The sequence below is a fragment of the Faecalicatena contorta genome, from assembly GCF_003149105.1.
In the GTDB taxonomy this organism is placed as follows: Bacteria; Bacillota; Clostridia; order Lachnospirales; family Lachnospiraceae; genus Muricomes; species Muricomes contortus_C.
This window is the reverse complement of record NZ_QGDS01000016.1, coordinates 1-17,101: the sequence shown is the minus strand read 5'-3', so window position 1 is coordinate 17,101 and position 17,101 is coordinate 1. Positions and strand designations below refer to the sequence as shown.

The window sequence follows — 17,101 nt, the reverse complement described above, 5'->3', positions numbered from 1 at the left end:
GATACCTCTCTTTCTCCGGAAACTTTCATTCCCCGTAGCCTTGTTTTAAAATGTCAATCTTAAAATCAATGTCTTCCAACTCTTTTTCCTGCGCCTCCACATATCTAATCTTTTCAAGGATGCCCGACATAATATGCTTTCCGCCGTTATCCCCGGTAAGTTTCATCAACCGGGGGAAAAATTGTCTGTCCCACAGAACCGGATTGCCCGGTCTGCCCTGATGGCTTGTGCAGATAATCTGCCCTTTATGCAGACCTGCTGCATTAAAAATCTTCTGAATTGTAGATGACTGCAGGTTTGGCTGGTCACATACGGAAAATAAGATCCCCTGGATATATGGATACTGCTTTACACATGCCTCCAGCCCCAGTTGGATGGAGTGGGAAATCCCAAGCTCCGGCTCCTTATTTATAATTGTCTCTATTCCCATCCCGTTTGCCGCTTCTGTGATTTCCTCATAACCCGTCACCAAAAAAACAGGAAAATCCAAAAATGCCTTCACTGTATCCAGCGTATGCTGATACAGCGGTTTACCTGAAACCATTGCCATCAGTTTGTTGCTTCCAAAGCGTACACCTTTTCCTGCCGCCAGGACTACAATTGCATATTTGCCCTGTATATGCTCAAAACGCGCAACTGCCTCAAGCACCCCGCCGCCTATTGCCCTTGACTTATCTGAAATAGTAAAACAGTGTCTTGTCTCACAGCGGGCATCAATGTCCCCGATTTTAAGGTTTTCCCATACCTTTACCCCTGGCTGGAGCATTCCCCGGACAACACCGCCCATCTGTGCATATACTTCTTTATCCCCGGTTACTGCAACAAGCTGTCCTTTTTCCACAATATCACCGATAGCTGCACGGGGTTCCATCACACCATCTGCTGAGGCACGTATGAGGCGTTCTGTGGTAAAGCCTCCTAAATTGCCCGGAATTCCTGTATTCGGGATGGCACCACCTTTATATATGGTCTTTCCCAGTGTGTGTCCGCGCATGGTCTCTACCACGCAGTGACAGTCTATGCCTGCGGTGAATCCGGGACCGATTCCTATTACAAAAGGAGCATCAGTAATTCTGGTTCCCAGGTTTCTTTTTGCAAGGATAGCGTCTACAATGACATCCGGTTTGTATTCCTCAGAAATCTCAGCCTTCTCATCTACAATTACGGGAATATCCCCTACTTCCAGAACCTGTTCTGCCTCTTCCATGGAGTGCACCAGAATACCTGTCATATCTTCCACTGCTGCCCGTCCTTCATAGACCGCTCTGGAGAGTGCCGCCATCCTGCGTACAGTCAGGGGAATGGATATCTCCGTCATGATAATCTGATGTCCGCCGTGATAGAGACGTGAAGCAATCCCTGTTGCCAGGTCTCCCGCCCCTTTGATTAATATTTTCATCTCTGTGTCCGTTTCCCTTCTGCTGCCACTGTCAGACTTGCGTGACCCTGTTTTTCCGCAATCCTGCAGATGGTAAGTGCAGCAGCCTCTCTTTCTGGAGTATCTGCTTTATTTAAAACAATCTGGTACGACATGGAGGAAGTAATTCCTTTCCGTCCCGCCAGACTATCCAATGCCAATTTTGCAATATCCTCTTCCGAGACCAAGTCCGTTTCCCTTTTTCCAAGCAGCTTCAGAGCTATATCCGCCCGGAAACATACATTTTCAAAGGAGTTCCCCAAGGCATCCAGTCCGTAAACGTTTACCACATGACTTGTCTCCGGCAAAAGTACTGGTTCATGTGCGGCAGGTACCTTTAAAGGAAGCCTTCTGGAGCCATCTGCCTCTATCAGAACAGGACAGCCTATGGCCAGAATCTGATGCAGGAATTCCAAAGAAGGACTCCTCATCTTTCCGGCCTTATTTGGACATCCGATCCAGACCATCCCTTCTCTTGCTAGAATCTCCTTCATCTTATCTACAGAAGTGCTCAGCAAAAACCAAGGGTGGTTCTCTGCCATCATATGAGTCGTTGTTGTCACAATAACAGGAATCCCCTTCCTTCTATACTCCTCCGCTGTCTGCCTGATTAAGGTTGTTTTCCCTCCCGCTCCTACTACAGACACAACAGGGCTTTTCAAATCCTCTATCCCCAGTGCATGAAGGAGAGACGGCTGTTCTTTCAGGATGCCTGCCTGATACGTTTTCACCATAAGCTGCATTTCCTTTTAAATTTATCTAATCCTATTTATTCTTCTGGTTTTACTCCGTGAAGGACATACTTGCCTGCTTTTTCTGCCTTAATTTCCCCATTTTCTGCAACTAACTGCCCGCGGAGAAATACTTTTTCTGCCCGGCCTTTTATTTTTGTGCCTTCCATAGGACAATAGTCAATGTTCGTCTGCTGTGTCTCTTTTGACAGAACCCATTCTGTCTGGGGGTTCCATACGACAATATCTGCATCACTTCCCGGAGAAAGTGTCCCCTTCTGAGGATAAAGACGATAGAGCTTCGCCGGGTTCTCCGCCAGGTACTGGCACATCTGTCCCAAGGTAATTCTGCCTTCGTTTACACCAAACTGATAGATTAATGCAGGGCGTTCTTCTCCTCCCGGCATTCCGCATGGCGTCTTTGTGAAGTCCTCCATGCCTGCACTCCTTTGGTCCCAGGTAAAGCTGCAATGGTCTGTGCCGATGGTCTGTATTCGTCCCTCCGAGAGAGCTTCCCACAGAACCTTCTGGTCTTTCTTCTTTCTGAGGGGAGGTGCAATCATGTATTTTCTGCCTTCTCCATCAGCCAAAGAATATTTACTTTCGTCCAGTAATAAATATTGTGGGCATGTTTCCACATAAACTGTCTGCCCGTCTTCCCTTGCACGTTGGATTTCCCGATAGGCTTCGGCAGAACTTAAATGTACAACAATCACAGGAGTGTCCACGCATTTCGCAATTTTCAGAAGACGGTTCACCGCCTCTGCTTCTGCCGCAGGCGGCCTTGTTCCCGGATAATCGGACACATCCCTTCTGTGTCCCTTGTTTTTCAGAACTTCTTCCAGTCTGGCTTCTATAATTCCGCTGTTCTCACAGTGTACGCCGGCTATCCCGCCAAGCTCTTTAAGCCTTGTGAGAACTTCGTACATGGTTTTATCATCCACTATCATACTGTCATATGTCATGTATAACTTGAAAGAAGAAATTCCATCGGCTGCTACCTGTGCCAATTCCTGGCTTACATTCTCGTTCCAGTCAGAAATCGCAAGATGAAATGCATAGTCACAGGATGACTCTCCGTCAGCTTTTTTGTGCCAGTTATCAAGAGCTTCCGCCAGTGTCTCCCCTTTGTTCTGTGTGGCAAAGTCGATTATGCAGGTCGTTCCTCCTGCAACTTCCGCCTTTGTTCCCGTATCAAATTTATCTGCAGTTATGGTATTGCTTACTTCCAGAGCCATATGGGTATGTGGATCAATAAAGCCAGGAAACAGATATTTTCCCCGGACATCCTCGATTTCGGCATCCTGAAAGTCCATATTCTCGCCCACAGCAAGGATTTTCTCCCCTTTTACAAGGATATCAAGCTGTTTCATGCCATCTCCGCTGATAATTGTTCCGCCTTTAAATAAACGTTTCATAGCCATTCCTTCTTTCTATCTTGTAATCAAATTGAATCCCTTTAACAAAAACTCGGGGATTGGGCCGGTATTGTTTTTTGGCCCATACAGAGATATGTCTGGTCACATCTCTGTATGGGCTTTTTATTAATTTTTATTATTCTGTTTTATTTTTAGAAGCTCTTTGGGACTTTATACCAAAAAGTATGGATAATCCCGGATTACAGTTTCAATCAGCTGCTGCAGACCTACAGGAAGTCTTGTTTCTTCTCCCTTTGTCCATGTGAAGGTATCACCAAGATATCTTACCTGGCATACTACATTCTCTGCATCCAATACTGCAAATCCCTCATTCTTGCTGTCTTCCATATCTTTTGCTCCAGCGAACAAGGTAAACTTCTCCAGATACGGAGCACTGTCATATGGGCAGAAGCTCTTACAGTTGCCGCATTCGTTACACATATAGTCTATATGGATAATCTGATGCTGCTGCATACCCGGAACCCTTACAGAAACATTTGCTCTGTTCGGACAGACTTCCACACAGTTCTCACATATGCTGGAACATGAGAGACACCGCTCTGATTCAGCGCGTCCTGTCTCAATTCTCTTTAAGATGCCTTCTCTATCATACACCTGATCCTCGTCGGCTTGTATATGGTAATCTGTGGAAAGAACTCTTCCAATGATTGCTTCCGCTGCCATTTTTCCATCCCGGATACCTTCTACAATTGTAGCTGGTCCGCCAAGTCCGTCTCCTACCACATAAACACCCGCCTGGCTTGTTTCACAGGTTTCTTCATTTACCCTGGCTTTTCCGCGCTCATTTACATTGATACCATTTGCTTCATAAAATTCAGTCGGAACACTCTCACCTACTGCAACAATAACGGTATCTGCAGGCACTTCCCGAATTTCCTCAGTCTCAACAACACCTCTTCTTCCAGATGAATCATAATCTCCCAGTTTCATGACTCTGCAGGTCAGAACACCGTCTGCAAGCTTGACAGGTGCCAAAAGTTCTTTAAATTCCACACCATCCTCAAGTGCCATTATTAACTCTTCCTCGTCAGCCGGCATAAAGCGTTTTGTTCTTCTGTAAACAAGAGAAGAGGTCTCCACGCCTTTCGTGAGTTTTGCCGCTCTTGCAGCATCCATTGCAGTATTTCCGCCGCCGATAACCACTACATGTTTTCCTATGTCCAGATTTCCGGCTGTCTCTTTGAATTTTGTAAGGAACTCAATGGCATTTACAGTCTCTCCTTCTTCCAGCTTCAATACACCTGGTTTTGGTGCACCGATTGCAAGGATCACTGATGTATAGCCTTTATCCTTTAATTCCTGTACATTTTCAATCTTTGTATTGTACTGAACGTCCACGCCAACGGCTGCCATAATTGCCGCATCTTTATCAATGTCCTCATCTGTCATTCTGAATCCAGAAATCACGTGGCGGGGCACACCGCCCAAAGAATCCGTTTGCTCAAATAATGTAACTTCCATTCCTGCTTTTCTCAGGAAATATGCTGCCGCCATACCTGCCGGGCCTCCGCCGACAACTGCTGCTTTTCCTTCTTGCGTTATAGCTGCGGGAACCACTTTTTTTATCCATGCATCATAGCCATTCTGTGCTGCTACCAATTTCATATTCCGGATATGTACCGGTTCCTCATAAAAGTTGCGGGTACATTTGGTCATACAGTTGTGCGCGCAAATTGTTCCTGTAATGAATGGCAGTGGATTCTTATCTGTAATTACCTCCATAGCCTCTTCATATTTTCCTTCGCTTACAAGCTGCAGATATTCCGGGATATCCTGATTTATTGGACAGCCACCTTTACATGGAGCTAAAAAGCAGTCTAAAAGCGGTACTTTTTTATCCAGCTTACGGGATGGAAGAGGTTTAATTGCCTTCACATGGTGAGGACTTACTTTTGCCTCATCAGCAAGTGCCTGAGAGCCTTCCACACTAACACCTTCAAACACGGCGTTTTCCTGCTCTACAGCCTCAGCTATCTGTATCATTCTCTCATATCCGCCTGGCTTCAACAGAGTAGTTGCCACTGTCACAGGCCAGATTCCTGCTTCCACAATTCCTTTTATATTGTAGAAATCGGCTCCGCCGGAATAAGAAATCCGAAGTTTCCCGTCAAATTCTTTCGCCAGCTTCGCAGCCAGTGAAATAGACAGCGGATAGAGTGACTTCCCTGACATATACATTTCTTCGCTGGGCAGCTCGTTCTGCTTTACATCTACCGGGAAGGTGTTTGTAATCTTTACACCAAATTCCAGGTTTCTCTCTTCACATACCTTCATAAGGCGGGTAAGCATTGGTATTGCATCTTCATACTGTAAATCATCTTTAAAATGGAAGTCACCAAATGCAAGGTAATCATATCCCATCTCATCCATGGTTTTTCTGGCAAATTCATATCCTAATAAGGTAGGATTACATTTAATGAAAGTATGGAATCCTTTTTCTGTAATCAGATGCATAGCAATTTTCTCAATCTCCTGTGGAGGGCATCCATGAAGAGTAGAAATTGTCACAGAATTACAAATATCAGACTGGATATTTTCAATGTCTTCCTTTGTAACCTTCTGGAATTTGTCCACATTATCCAACAGATATTGCTTGCATGACTGGAAAACTTCTGAATTCTTTGCATCCTTCATTGTATTCAGGAAATTGTCAATCTTCTCAGACTTAATTCCTTCCAAATCATATCCTACACTGATATTGAACTGGAATCCATCCATGCTTCCCAGGTCAAACTCTTTTGCCATAACTTTCAAAAGGATCCATGCCTTAATATACTCCTCCATAGCCTCAGGAACATAAAGTTCTGTAGACCACTCACAGTTATAGCACTCATCCTCTGCCCGAATACATGGCTTATTCACACATGCAGCCAACTCAGCGCCGTCCATAGTCTGAACTGTCTTCAGCTCAAAAAAACGGCTTCCCGTATAATATGCGGCTACGATATTCTGTGTCAGCTGAGTATGTGGTCCTGCTGCTGGCCCCACCGGAGTCTCCAGGCGCCGTCCAAAAATAGTCCGGTTAAACTTCTCATCCGCATGATATGCCCGGTGCTCCGCAAATACCGTACCAGACTTCTCATGTTCTGTTATAATCCAATCCACTAACTGCCCGAAAGATATCGGGGTCATAATATCACTCATTTGTGTAAACCTCCTGTATTATCTGAATATTCTGAAAACGACGTTCAAAGGGGACAGTCCCTTTTCAAAAGGGTCTGTCCCCTTTGAACTATCCGTTGATTCTCTTTCCGAGTTCCGCCGCTGCCTGTCTGCAGTCTGACATTACTTTTGCCTCATCTATATGCTGCAGTTCACGGTCTTTCATCAGAACTTTTCCATTTGCCACTGTGGTTACTACATTTCTTCCGTTAATACCAAACAGGATATGTCCATTGCAGTTATCTCCGCTGATTGGTGTCAGTGGGTCATAATCTACGACTATGACATCTCCTGCCGCACCTTCTTTTAAGACACCCAGTTCCTGGCTGAAGTATCGGTTTGCAATTTTAGCATTGCCTTCAAAAAGCATCTGCGGAACTTCTCCCCATGCGGCTGTGGCATCACATAAGTGATGTTTATGCAGCACATTTGCCACCTTGTAAGATTCCGTCATATCGTGGGTATATCCATCTGTCCCCAACCCTGTCAGGATTCCTCTGTGTACCAGCTCCATAGTCGGAGGACATCCGCAGGCATTGCCCATGTTGGATTCCGGATTGTGTACTACCATAGTATTGGTATCTTTAATCAAGTCCATCTCATGCCCGTTGATATAAATACAGTGGCCAAGCAGAGTCTTCTCCCCTAATATGTTCCAATCCATGAGCCTGTCTACAATGCGTTTGCCGTAATGCTTCAGACAGTGATGTAAATCTTCAATTCCCTCAGCAACATGGATATGATACCCAACACCTTCCGGTTTATTCGCTGCCGCCAGTTCCATTGTTTCATCAGAGATGGTAAACTGGGCATGCATTCCCATCATACCTGCTATCATGCCGCTGTCATCCTTCAACGCGTGGCGGATGAACTCTGCATTTTCCATCACGGAATCTCTTGCCTTCTCTTTACCGTCTCGGTCAGAAATCTCATAACACAGGCAGGAACGTACCCCTGTCTCCTTTGCCGCTTTCTCAATATGGAAAAGAGAATCTCGGATGGAGCCAAAGCTTGCATGATGATCAAAAATTGTTGTTACACCATTTTTGATGCAGTCAATATATGTTGCCATGGCACTTAAATAAGTGTCCTCCAATGTAAGGTTCCTGTCAATTGTCCACCACAGGCCGTCCAATATATCCAAAAAGCCATTTGGATTATATCCATTTATGGATAGCCCTCTTGCAAAAGAACTGTAAATATGCTCATGTGCATTAATAAATGCAGGCATAATCACCTTTCCTTTTGCATCAATAAACTCCGCATCAGGGTAAGCTGCCCTGACTTCATCCAGGCTCCCCACTTTTTTGATTGCCGTGCCTTCGACGGCTACTGCGCCATTATCCATGTACGGATTTTTTTCGTCCCTTGTAATCACCCTGCCATTTCCTAAAATCAGCATACTGTTCGTCTCCTTTTCTTTTTAGTTTGCCCAAAAATCCCCGCGTATGCGCGCGTATTTTTGCGTTCTTTGAACTACTTTTTTAGTCATTAGGTGTCTATCGCTATATATAGAATATCATCAATATAAAAGAATTGCAACACAAATTCTAAAAAAAAATTAGGCTACCTAAAAAATTTTTAGAAAAGGTATTGATTTAATTTTTTTTTATGATATTATGGTTTCAGAAGCAAAAAGTTTTCGGGAAGTATTTCCTGGACCTCATGTGAAAGGAGCGGTAACTTTGGGCCAGAAACTGGACTTATTAAAACAACTTGCACACGGACTTGCGATGCAGTTTGGAAGCTCATGTGAGATTGTTATTCACGATCTTACAAGAAAAGAACTGGAGAACTCCATCGTCTATATTGAAAACGGACATATCTCCAATAGAAAGCTAGGTGATGGACCTTCCCGCGTAGTATTAGAAACATTAAGCCGGAACCCTTCACAAATTCATGACCGTCTTTCTTATCTTACAAAAACAGAGGACGGACGAATTCTAAAATCCAGCACAATGTATATACGGAATGATGACAACCGTGTTGCCTACATTTTTTCTCTGAATTACGACATCACATCACTGCTCACTATTGAAACTGCAATCCAATCATTAATCAGCACAGATACAACAAAAGAATCAGAAGCCAAAAATAGCCAGCCTCAAAAAATCACTCACAATGTGAACGAACTGCTGGATACATTAATTGAGCAAGCTTTAGCGCTTGTCGGCAAACCCGTTGCTTTAATGAATAAGGATGATAAAGTCATAGTTGTGCAATACTTAAATGATGCCGGTGCTTTCCTGATTACAAAATCCGGAGACAAAGTTGCTTCGCTTTTGGGAATTTCAAAATTTACACTTTATAGTTACATGGACGCAGGCAAATAGAAAGAAGGAGGTTTTTTACACATGGAAACAATCAAATGGGCAGTAAACCACATGCCCAAAACAGACGATGCACAACTGAAGGTTATGGCACTTACTGAGGTAGAAAAAGCCCGGGCCTTTCACGAGAGTTTTCCTCAGTACAGAATTACTCCCCTTGTCAAGTTAGAGAAAATGGCTGACAGACTCGGATTAAAAGAAGTATACGTAAAGGATGAATCCTACAGATTTGGACTGAACGCTTTCAAGGTATTGGGAGGCTCTTTTGCAATGGCACGTTACATTGCACAGCAGGTCGGCAAGGATGTTTCCGAACTGCCTTATCAGGTACTTACTTCCGAAGGATTGAGAAAAGAATTCGGCCAGGCAACCTTCTTCACAGCTACAGACGGTAACCACGGACGTGGTGTCGCATGGGCAGCTAACAAACTGGGCCAGAAATCTGTTGTACTGATGCCCAAAGGCACAACCCAGACCCGCCTGAATAACATCCTGGCAGAGGGTGCAAAAGCAACTATCGAAGAATACAATTATGATGAATGTGTACGTATGGCTAATGACATGGCAAACAAGACTGAAAACGGAATCATGGTACAAGATACCGCCTGGGACGGATACGAAGAAATTCCGGCATGGATCATGCAGGGTTATGGAACAATGGCTATGGAAGCAAAAGAACAGTTAGAAGGATTGGGCTGCGACAGACCGACCCATGTATTCATACAGGCTGGTGTAGGTTCTCTCGCCGGAGCTGTTCAGGGATATTTTGCAAACCGCTATCCTGAAAATCCTCCGAAGGTTGTTGTCGTAGAAGCCGAAGCTGCTGCCTGCCTTTACAAGGGCGCCGCTTTAGGTGACGGAAGCCTTCAGATTGTAGACGGCGATATGGTTACTATTATGGCAGGTCTTGCTTGCGGAGAGCCAAACACCATTTCCTGGGATATCTTAAAAAACCATGTAGATACATTTGTTGCCGCACCGGACTGGGTGGCTGCAAAAGGAATGCGTATGCTGGCAGCTCCTGTTAAAGGAGATCCGGCTGTCACATCCGGAGAGTCAGGCGCAGCACCTTTCGGCGCATTGTCCTGCATCATGTGTATGGATGAATATAAAGAATTGAGAGAACATCTTGGACTGGATAAAAACTCCAAAGTTCTTCTCTTCTCTACTGAGGGTGATACAGACCCTGAAAGATATGAATCTATTGTCTGGGGTGGAAATGACCGCTAGGCAATCGAGATAAATGTAATAATCCTATGAATAATGTAACAACAAACTTTAAAACCTATTTCTAAAAAGGAGTGTATGAAAATGGACTTTAACAAAATCAAAGAAGCTGCGCAAAATTATCAGGCAGATATGACAAAGTTCCTGAGGGACATTGTAAAATACCCAGGCGAGAGCTGTGATGAAAAGGCTCATATCGACCGCATTGCAGAAGAAATGAGAAGACTTGGATTTGACAAAGTAGAAATCGATCCACAGGGCAACGTTCTTGGTTACATGGGAACAGGCGAAAAGATTATTGGATTTGACGCTCATATCGATACTGTAGGTATCGGAAATATTGAAAACTGGACATTCGATCCGTACGAAGGTTATGAAAATGACGAAGAAATCGGCGGACGCGGTGTTTCTGACCAGTGCGGCGGTATCGTTTCTGCAGTATACGGCGCAAAAATCATGAAAGATCTGGGACTGTTAAGCGACAAATACACTGTTCTCGTAACCGGAACTGTACAGGAAGAAGACTGTGACGGTCTCTGCTGGCAGTACATCATCAACGAAGGCAAGGTTCGTCCTGAATTCGTAGTATCCACAGAGCCTACAGACGGCGGTATTTACCGTGGACAGCGCGGACGTATGGAAATCCGTGTAGATGTAAAAGGTGTTTCCTGCCACGGCTCCGCACCAGAACGCGGTGACAACGCAATTTACAAAATGGCTGACATCCTTCAGGATATCCGCTCATTAAACGAAAATGATGCTGAAGACAGCACAGAAATCAAAGGCCTTGTAAAAATGCTGGATGAAAAATATAATCCAGAGTGGAAAGAAGCACGTTTCCTCGGAAGAGGAACTGTTACGACTTCCGAAATTTTCTTTACATCCCCAAGCCGCTGTGCAGTTGCTGACTCCTGTTCCGTATCTCTTGACCGCCGTATGACCGCAGGCGAGACATGGGAAAGCTGCCTGGATGAAATCCGTGCGCTTCCTAATGTAAAGAAATATGGAGATGACGTAAAAGTGTCTATGTACAACTATGACCGTCCATCTTACACAGGACTTGTTTATCCAATCGAGTGCTACTTCCCAACATGGGTAATTCCGGAAGACCATGAAGTAACAAAAGCATTAGAGGAAGCTTACAAAGGACTCTACGGTGAAACCAGAATCGGAACTGCTGAGACAGAAGAAATGAGAAAAGCACGTCCATTAACAGACAAATGGACATTCTCAACAAACGGTGTATCCATCATGGGAAGAAACGGAATTCCATGTATCGGATTCGGACCTGGTGCAGAAGCACAGGCACATGCACCAAATGAAAAAACATGGAAAGCAGACCTTGTAGTATGCGCTGCTGTCTATGCTGCACTGCCAACACTTTATTGTAAATAATCGCAAAGGGGACTGTCCCTTTTGAAAAGGGACTGACCCTTTTGACGACCATTTTCAGAATATTCAGAGTATTTAGAAAACAAATCGGTCATGCTAATTTAGCCTTTGGCCGGACTATAACTAAAAATTAAACAATTAGGAGGATTTTTGCTATGAAAACTTTACAGGATTATATCGACAAATTGAACGCGTTAAACTTTAAGGAAATGTACAACGGAGACTTTTTCCTTACATGGGAAAAGACAGACGAAGAATTGGAAGCTGTATTCACAGTTGCTGACGCACTTCGTTTTATGAGAGAAAACAACATCTCTACAAAAGTATTTGAGAGCGGTCTGGGTGTTTCCCTTTTCCGTGACAATTCTACCCGTACACGTTTCTCCTTTGCTTCTGCCTGTAACCTGCTTGGACTGGAAGTTCAGGATTTAGATGAAGGTAAGTCTCAGGTAGCACACGGCGAGACTGTTCGTGAGACTGCTAACATGATTTCTTTCATGGCTGATGTAATCGGTATCCGTGATGATATGTACATCGGAAAGGGTAACGCTTACATGCACGAAGTTGTTGACTCTGTAACACAGGGAAACAAAGATGGTATTCTGGAGCAGAAACCTACTCTTGTAAACCTGCAGTGCGATATTGACCACCCAACTCAGTCTATGGCTGATATGCTTCACATTATCCACGAGTTCGGCGGTGTTGAAAACCTGAAGGGCAAAAAGCTGGCTATGACATGGGCTTACTCTCCTTCTTATGGAAAACCATTGTCTGTTCCTCAGGGGATCATCGGTCTGATGACACGTTTTGGAATGGATGTTGTTCTGGCTCATCCAGAGGGATATGAAGTATTCCCGGAAGTAGAGGCTGTTGCTGCTGAAAACGCTAAAAAATCCGGCGGTACATTTACTAAGACAAACGATATGGCAGAAGCTTTCAAAGATGCCGACATCGTATATCCAAAGAGCTGGGCTCCATTTGCTGCTATGGAAAAACGTACAGACCTTTACGGAGAAGGCGATTTAGACGGAATTAAAGCTCTTGAAAAAGAACTGCTTGCTCAGAACGCAGAGCACAAAGACTGGGCTTGTACAGAAGAATTGATGGCTACTACAAAAGACGGAAAAGCTCTCTACATGCACTGCCTGCCTGCTGATATTACTGGCGTAAGCTGTGAAGAAGGCGAAGTAGACGCAACTGTATTTGATCGTTACAGAGATCCTTTATATAAAGAAGCCAGCTACAAGCCATACATTATTGCAGCTATGATTTTCCTTGCAAAATTTGCAGATCCTGCTGAGGTTTTAAAGAAATTAGAAGAAAACAAGACACCAAGAATCTTCAAATAATAAGCTGATAACTATACAGGAGGTATAGAACATGTTGAAATATGTTGACACAAAAAATGCACCGGCAGCAATTGGACCATACTCACAGGGAATCATTGTAAATGATATCGCATTTTTCTCTGGTGCGATTCCGCTTTCTGCAGAAACCGGAGAAGTTGTGGGAACAACTATTGAAGAACAGACAGAGCAGGTTATGAAAAATGTGGCTGCACTTCTGGAGAGCCAGGGAGCTGAATTTAAAGATGTTGTAAAGACAACCTGCTTTCTGGCAGATATGGGTGACTTTGCTGCATTCAATGAAATCTATGCAAAATATTTTGTTGGAAAACCGGCACGTTCCTGTGTTGCTGTAAAGGCTCTGCCAAAGGGAGTATTGTGTGAAGTAGAAACTATCGCATATGTCGGAGGAAAATAAAATGGCAAAGAAAAAACGAATTGTTATTGCTCTTGGCGGGAATGCCCTCGGCAACACCCTGCCTGAGCAGATGACTGCAGTAAAAATTACTGCCCGTGCCATTGTAGACCTGATCGAGGAGGGCTGTGAGGTCGTGGTTGCCCACGGCAACGGCCCCCAGGTTGGAATGGTAAATAACGCTATGATAGCACTGACCCACGAAGACCCACAGCAGCCGAATACGCCTCTGTCTGTCTGTGTGGCAATGAGCCAGGCATATATCGGATATGATTTGCAGAATGCCCTGCGTGAGGAGCTTTTGGACCGGAATATTACAGACATTCCGGTAGCCACCATGATTACACAGGTTCGTGTAGATGAAAATGACGAGGCATTTCAAAATCCGTCCAAGCCAATCGGCCGCTTTATGACAAAAGAGCAGGCTGACGAAATGGCTGCAAAATATGATTATATTATGAAAGAGGATTCCGGACGCGGCTACCGCCGTGTAGTATCTTCTCCAAAGCCACAGGAAATCATAGAAATCGGTACTATCCGCACTATGGTAGAATCCGGTGATTTAGTGATTGCCTGCGGAGGCGGCGGAATTCCCGTTACTCGTCAGGGAAATCATTTAAAAGGCGCCAGCGCTGTTATCGATAAAGATTTTGCAAGCAGCCTGCTCGCACGTGAATTGGATGCAGATTTTCTGATTATTCTGACTGCTGTTGAAAAAGTAGCAATCAATTACGGTAAACCAGATGAAAAATGGCTGGATAATATCACAGTAGATGAAGCAAAACAATATATGGCTGAAGGACATTTTGCCCCCGGCTCCATGCTTCCAAAAGTACAGGCTGCTGTAGAATTTGCAGAGTCCGCACCAGGACGTCATGCCCTGATTACTTTACTGGAGAAAGCCAAAGACGGAATTTTAGGGGATACAGGCACCCGGATTAGCCGATCCTAGATAGGAGCCATATATGAAAAGAGAAGTAAAACAAGCAAGTGTATTTGAAATGAACGGGATGCCCGCCCTGGGCGCGGCTCTCCCACTTGCTTTTCAGCACGTTGTTGCTGCAATTATCGGTATTGTAACCCCCGCGATTATTGTTGCAGCAACTGCCGGTCTTTCAGAAGCAGACAGTATCAAATTGATTCAGGCAGCGTTAGTGGTATCTGCACTCTCCACATTCGTTCAGCTTTTTCCCTTTATTAAGACAAAGGGATTCGGTATAGGTGCCGGTCTTCCGGTTATTATGGGTATCAGCTTTGCCTACCTGCCAAGTATGCAGGCCATTGCGGAAGGCTTTGACATTCCTACTATATTGGGAGCTCAGATTGTAGGCGGCTGTGCGGCAATCATTGTCGGTTTATTTATTAAAAAGATTCGCAAGTTTTTCCCTCCGTTGATTGCAGGAACTGTAGTATTTACCATTGGTCTTTCTCTGTATCCTACTGCGATTAATTATATGGCAGGAGGGGTAGGAAAACCAGATTATGGTTCATGGCAGAACTGGCTGGTTGCTATTATTACGCTGATTATTGTAACAGTACTTAATCATTTCGGAAAGGGACTTTGGAAACTGGCATCCATTTTGATCGGAATTGTCGGCGGTTATATTGTTGCCCTATTTTTCGGTATGGTAGACTTCTCTCCTGTTGCTCAGGCATCTGTTTTCCAGATTACAGCACCTTTGCATTTCGGAGTAAAATTTGAAATCTCCTCCAGTATCGCAATTGGTTTATTATTTGTTGTTAATTCTGTACAGGCTATCGGAGACTTTTCCGCCACAACAAGCGGAGGCCTTGACCGTATGCCGACAGATAATGAATTACAGGGAGGAATCGTAGGATATGGTATTACCAATATCTTCGGTGCTCTTTTAGGGGGACTTCCTACAGCAACTTACAGCCAGAATGTAGGCATCGTAGCTACAACAAAAGTAGTAAACCGCTGTGTACTTGGCCTTGCCGCTGTTATCCTTCTGATTGCAGGGCTGATTCCGAAATTCTCATCCCTGCTGACTACAATTCCGTATTGTGTTCTCGGCGGAGCAACTGTATCTGTATTTGCATCAATTGCTATGACAGGTATGAAGTTAATTACAAGCGAAAAGATGTCCTATAGAAATACTTCCATTGTAGGGCTTGGCGTTGCTTTAGGAATGGGAGTTACCCAGGCAAGTGGTTCACTTGCATCTTTTCCGGCCTGGTTCACTACTATATTCGGAAAATCACCGGTTGTTATTGCCACATTAGTCGCCATACTGTTGAATATCATTCTTCCGAAAGATAAAGAGACAGTACCGGAAACGGCACTTGATGAAAACAACTAAATAATTCTTATAAAAAACCTGCATGAAAAGTAAAATGACTTTCCATGCAGGTTTTTATGTATTTCCACCCTGCACCGGGGCACTATTTGTTTTCAAGGTAATCCGGAAATTCCCTTCCTAGCCTCCGGTACATGGTTTTCTCAACCGCATTCAGTATATTCTGATATCCGGTACACCTGCAAAGATGCCCCGCCAGAAGCTTCCGCAGCTCTTCCCTGGTATATTCCTCGCCGGAGTCTAATATCTCCACCGCACTCATAACGACCCCCGGCGTACAAAAGCCACATTGTACTGCTGCTTCGTCAATAAACGCCTGCTGGATGTCAGACAGTTCTCCTTCCGGCCCCATCAGGCCCTCCACTGTCCGGATTTCTTTTCCATCTGCCCATATGGCCAGGTAAATGCAAGAATTATAACACTCTCCGTTAATGATAACATTACAGGCTCCGCACTCTCCCACTTCACAGCCCTTTTTCACACTGGTCAGTCTGTAGTCATTCCTTAACATATCAGTGAGAGATGCCCGCACATCCACCATGGCCTCCCTTGCTTCGCCATTTATAATACATTTTACCAGCTTATATTGCTTTTCACTCATGAACCAAACCTCCTTAAACTAAGGCAGACATTCTCAATCCACCGGATCATTGAACCTTGACTTATTATCTGCTGCCAAGTTCCACCGACTCCCTCAGCGCACGCTTGCACAGTACCTTGGCAATATGTTCCCTGAATGCCTTGCTTGCCCTCCAGCTATCCCGGGGAGTCACATCTTCTAAAACTGTATCTCCCACTTTCTCAATGGTCTCATCACTGATTTCCATCCCTTTTCCTGCTGCTTCTGCATGTACTGCACGCATAGGAACCGGACCTGCCACACCATATGCAATCCTGACGTCCTCCAGATATCTTTTATTTTCAGACAGCTTTACATTGACAGAACACCCCAATGTAGCAATATCCATAGCACCTCTCATGGCATATTTTATATAATGTCCAAAATATCCCTCATAGGATTTTCTTGGTATCAGAATGGCCGTCTGTATTTCAGCAGGTTTCAAGTCCACCACCCCGGCTCTGATATAGAATTCCTGAATCGGAAGCCTGCGTACTCCTTCCGGTCCTGTCACCTCAATGACAGCATCCCAGGCAAATAATGTAGACGCCGAATCCGCAGAAGTCACACCGTTACAGGTATTTCCGCCGATGGTTCCTATATTGCGTATCTGAGGTCCTCCTACCATATCCACTGCCTCACCCAGCACGTTAATATATTTCTGAATAACAGGGTCTTTTGTAATATGTGAAAAACTGGTCAGGG

Annotated in this window: 14 protein-coding genes; 7 read left to right on the top strand and 7 right to left on the bottom strand. The window is 44.5% G+C overall.

Annotated features, from left to right (window positions below):
* Positions 1-25 precede the first annotated feature (25 nt).
* From yqeB to ssnA, 5 genes are all read right to left on the bottom strand, one after another.
* A complete protein-coding gene (yqeB, locus tag A8805_RS18350; protein ID WP_109713869.1) occupies positions 26-1,399 on the bottom strand; it encodes a selenium-dependent molybdenum cofactor biosynthesis protein YqeB in 1,374 nt (457 codons plus the stop codon).
* Positions 1,396-2,151, bottom strand: coding sequence for a selenium cofactor biosynthesis protein YqeC (gene yqeC, locus A8805_RS18345; RefSeq protein ID WP_181392911.1), 756 nt, complete (start codon positions 2,149-2,151; stop codon positions 1,396-1,398). Before yqeC ends, yqeB begins: the two co-directional genes overlap by 4 nt.
* A gap of 35 nt (positions 2,152-2,186) precedes the next feature.
* Entirely contained in the window at positions 2,187-3,566 is a 1,380-nt protein-coding gene (hydA, locus tag A8805_RS18340) for a dihydropyrimidinase (RefSeq protein WP_109713865.1), read from the bottom strand.
* Between the two features lie 171 nt (positions 3,567-3,737).
* On the bottom strand, positions 3,738-6,731 hold the full coding sequence (ygfK, locus tag A8805_RS18335) for a putative selenate reductase subunit YgfK (RefSeq protein ID WP_109713863.1): 2,994 nt from the start codon (positions 6,729-6,731) through the stop codon (positions 3,738-3,740).
* Positions 6,732-6,819: 88 nt separating this feature from the next.
* Entirely contained in the window at positions 6,820-8,151 is a 1,332-nt protein-coding gene (gene ssnA, locus A8805_RS18330; RefSeq protein ID WP_109713861.1) for a putative aminohydrolase SsnA, read from the bottom strand.
* A 283-nt stretch (positions 8,152-8,434) separates the two neighbouring features.
* On the opposite strand from ssnA, the gene A8805_RS18325 reads away from it, so the two are divergent.
* The 7 genes from A8805_RS18325 (at position 8,435) to A8805_RS18295 (ending at position 15,780) form a co-directional block, all read left to right on the top strand.
* A complete protein-coding gene (locus A8805_RS18325; RefSeq protein ID WP_109713986.1) occupies positions 8,435-9,082 on the top strand; it encodes a helix-turn-helix transcriptional regulator in 648 nt (215 codons plus the stop codon).
* 21 nt (positions 9,083-9,103) lie between these two features.
* The gene (gene dpaL, locus A8805_RS18320; protein ID WP_109713859.1) at positions 9,104-10,309 is read left to right on the top strand and encodes a diaminopropionate ammonia-lyase; all 1,206 of its coding nucleotides are present in this window, start codon (positions 9,104-9,106) and stop codon (positions 10,307-10,309) included.
* Positions 10,310-10,384: 75 nt separating this feature from the next.
* A complete protein-coding gene (locus tag A8805_RS18315; protein ID WP_181392910.1) occupies positions 10,385-11,701 on the top strand; it encodes a YgeY family selenium metabolism-linked hydrolase in 1,317 nt (438 codons plus the stop codon).
* A 152-nt stretch (positions 11,702-11,853) separates the two neighbouring features.
* Positions 11,854-13,047 (top strand): knotted carbamoyltransferase YgeW, encoded by a 1,194-nt coding sequence (ygeW, locus tag A8805_RS18310; protein WP_109713856.1) that lies wholly within the window; start codon positions 11,854-11,856, stop codon positions 13,045-13,047.
* Between the two features lie 31 nt (positions 13,048-13,078).
* Complete coding sequence (locus A8805_RS18305; RefSeq protein WP_109713854.1) at positions 13,079-13,462, top strand: RidA family protein; 384 nt, start codon at positions 13,079-13,081, stop codon at positions 13,460-13,462.
* Position 13,463: 1 nt separating this feature from the next.
* The gene (arcC, locus tag A8805_RS18300) at positions 13,464-14,411 is read left to right on the top strand and encodes a carbamate kinase (RefSeq protein ID WP_109713852.1); all 948 of its coding nucleotides are present in this window, start codon (positions 13,464-13,466) and stop codon (positions 14,409-14,411) included.
* A gap of 13 nt (positions 14,412-14,424) precedes the next feature.
* Complete coding sequence (locus tag A8805_RS18295; RefSeq protein WP_109713850.1) at positions 14,425-15,780, top strand: uracil-xanthine permease family protein; 1,356 nt, start codon at positions 14,425-14,427, stop codon at positions 15,778-15,780.
* An 82-nt stretch (positions 15,781-15,862) separates the two neighbouring features.
* Here A8805_RS18295 and xdhC read toward each other — a convergent pair whose 3' ends face one another.
* Both xdhC and xdhB read right to left on the bottom strand, forming a co-directional pair.
* Positions 15,863-16,378, bottom strand: coding sequence for a xanthine dehydrogenase subunit XdhC (gene xdhC / locus A8805_RS18290; protein WP_109713848.1), 516 nt, complete (start codon positions 16,376-16,378; stop codon positions 15,863-15,865).
* A gap of 64 nt (positions 16,379-16,442) precedes the next feature.
* Positions 16,443-17,101, bottom strand: a 659-nt coding sequence (gene xdhB / locus A8805_RS18285) for a xanthine dehydrogenase subunit XdhB (RefSeq protein ID WP_109713846.1), incomplete at its 5' end; no start/stop codon positions are given.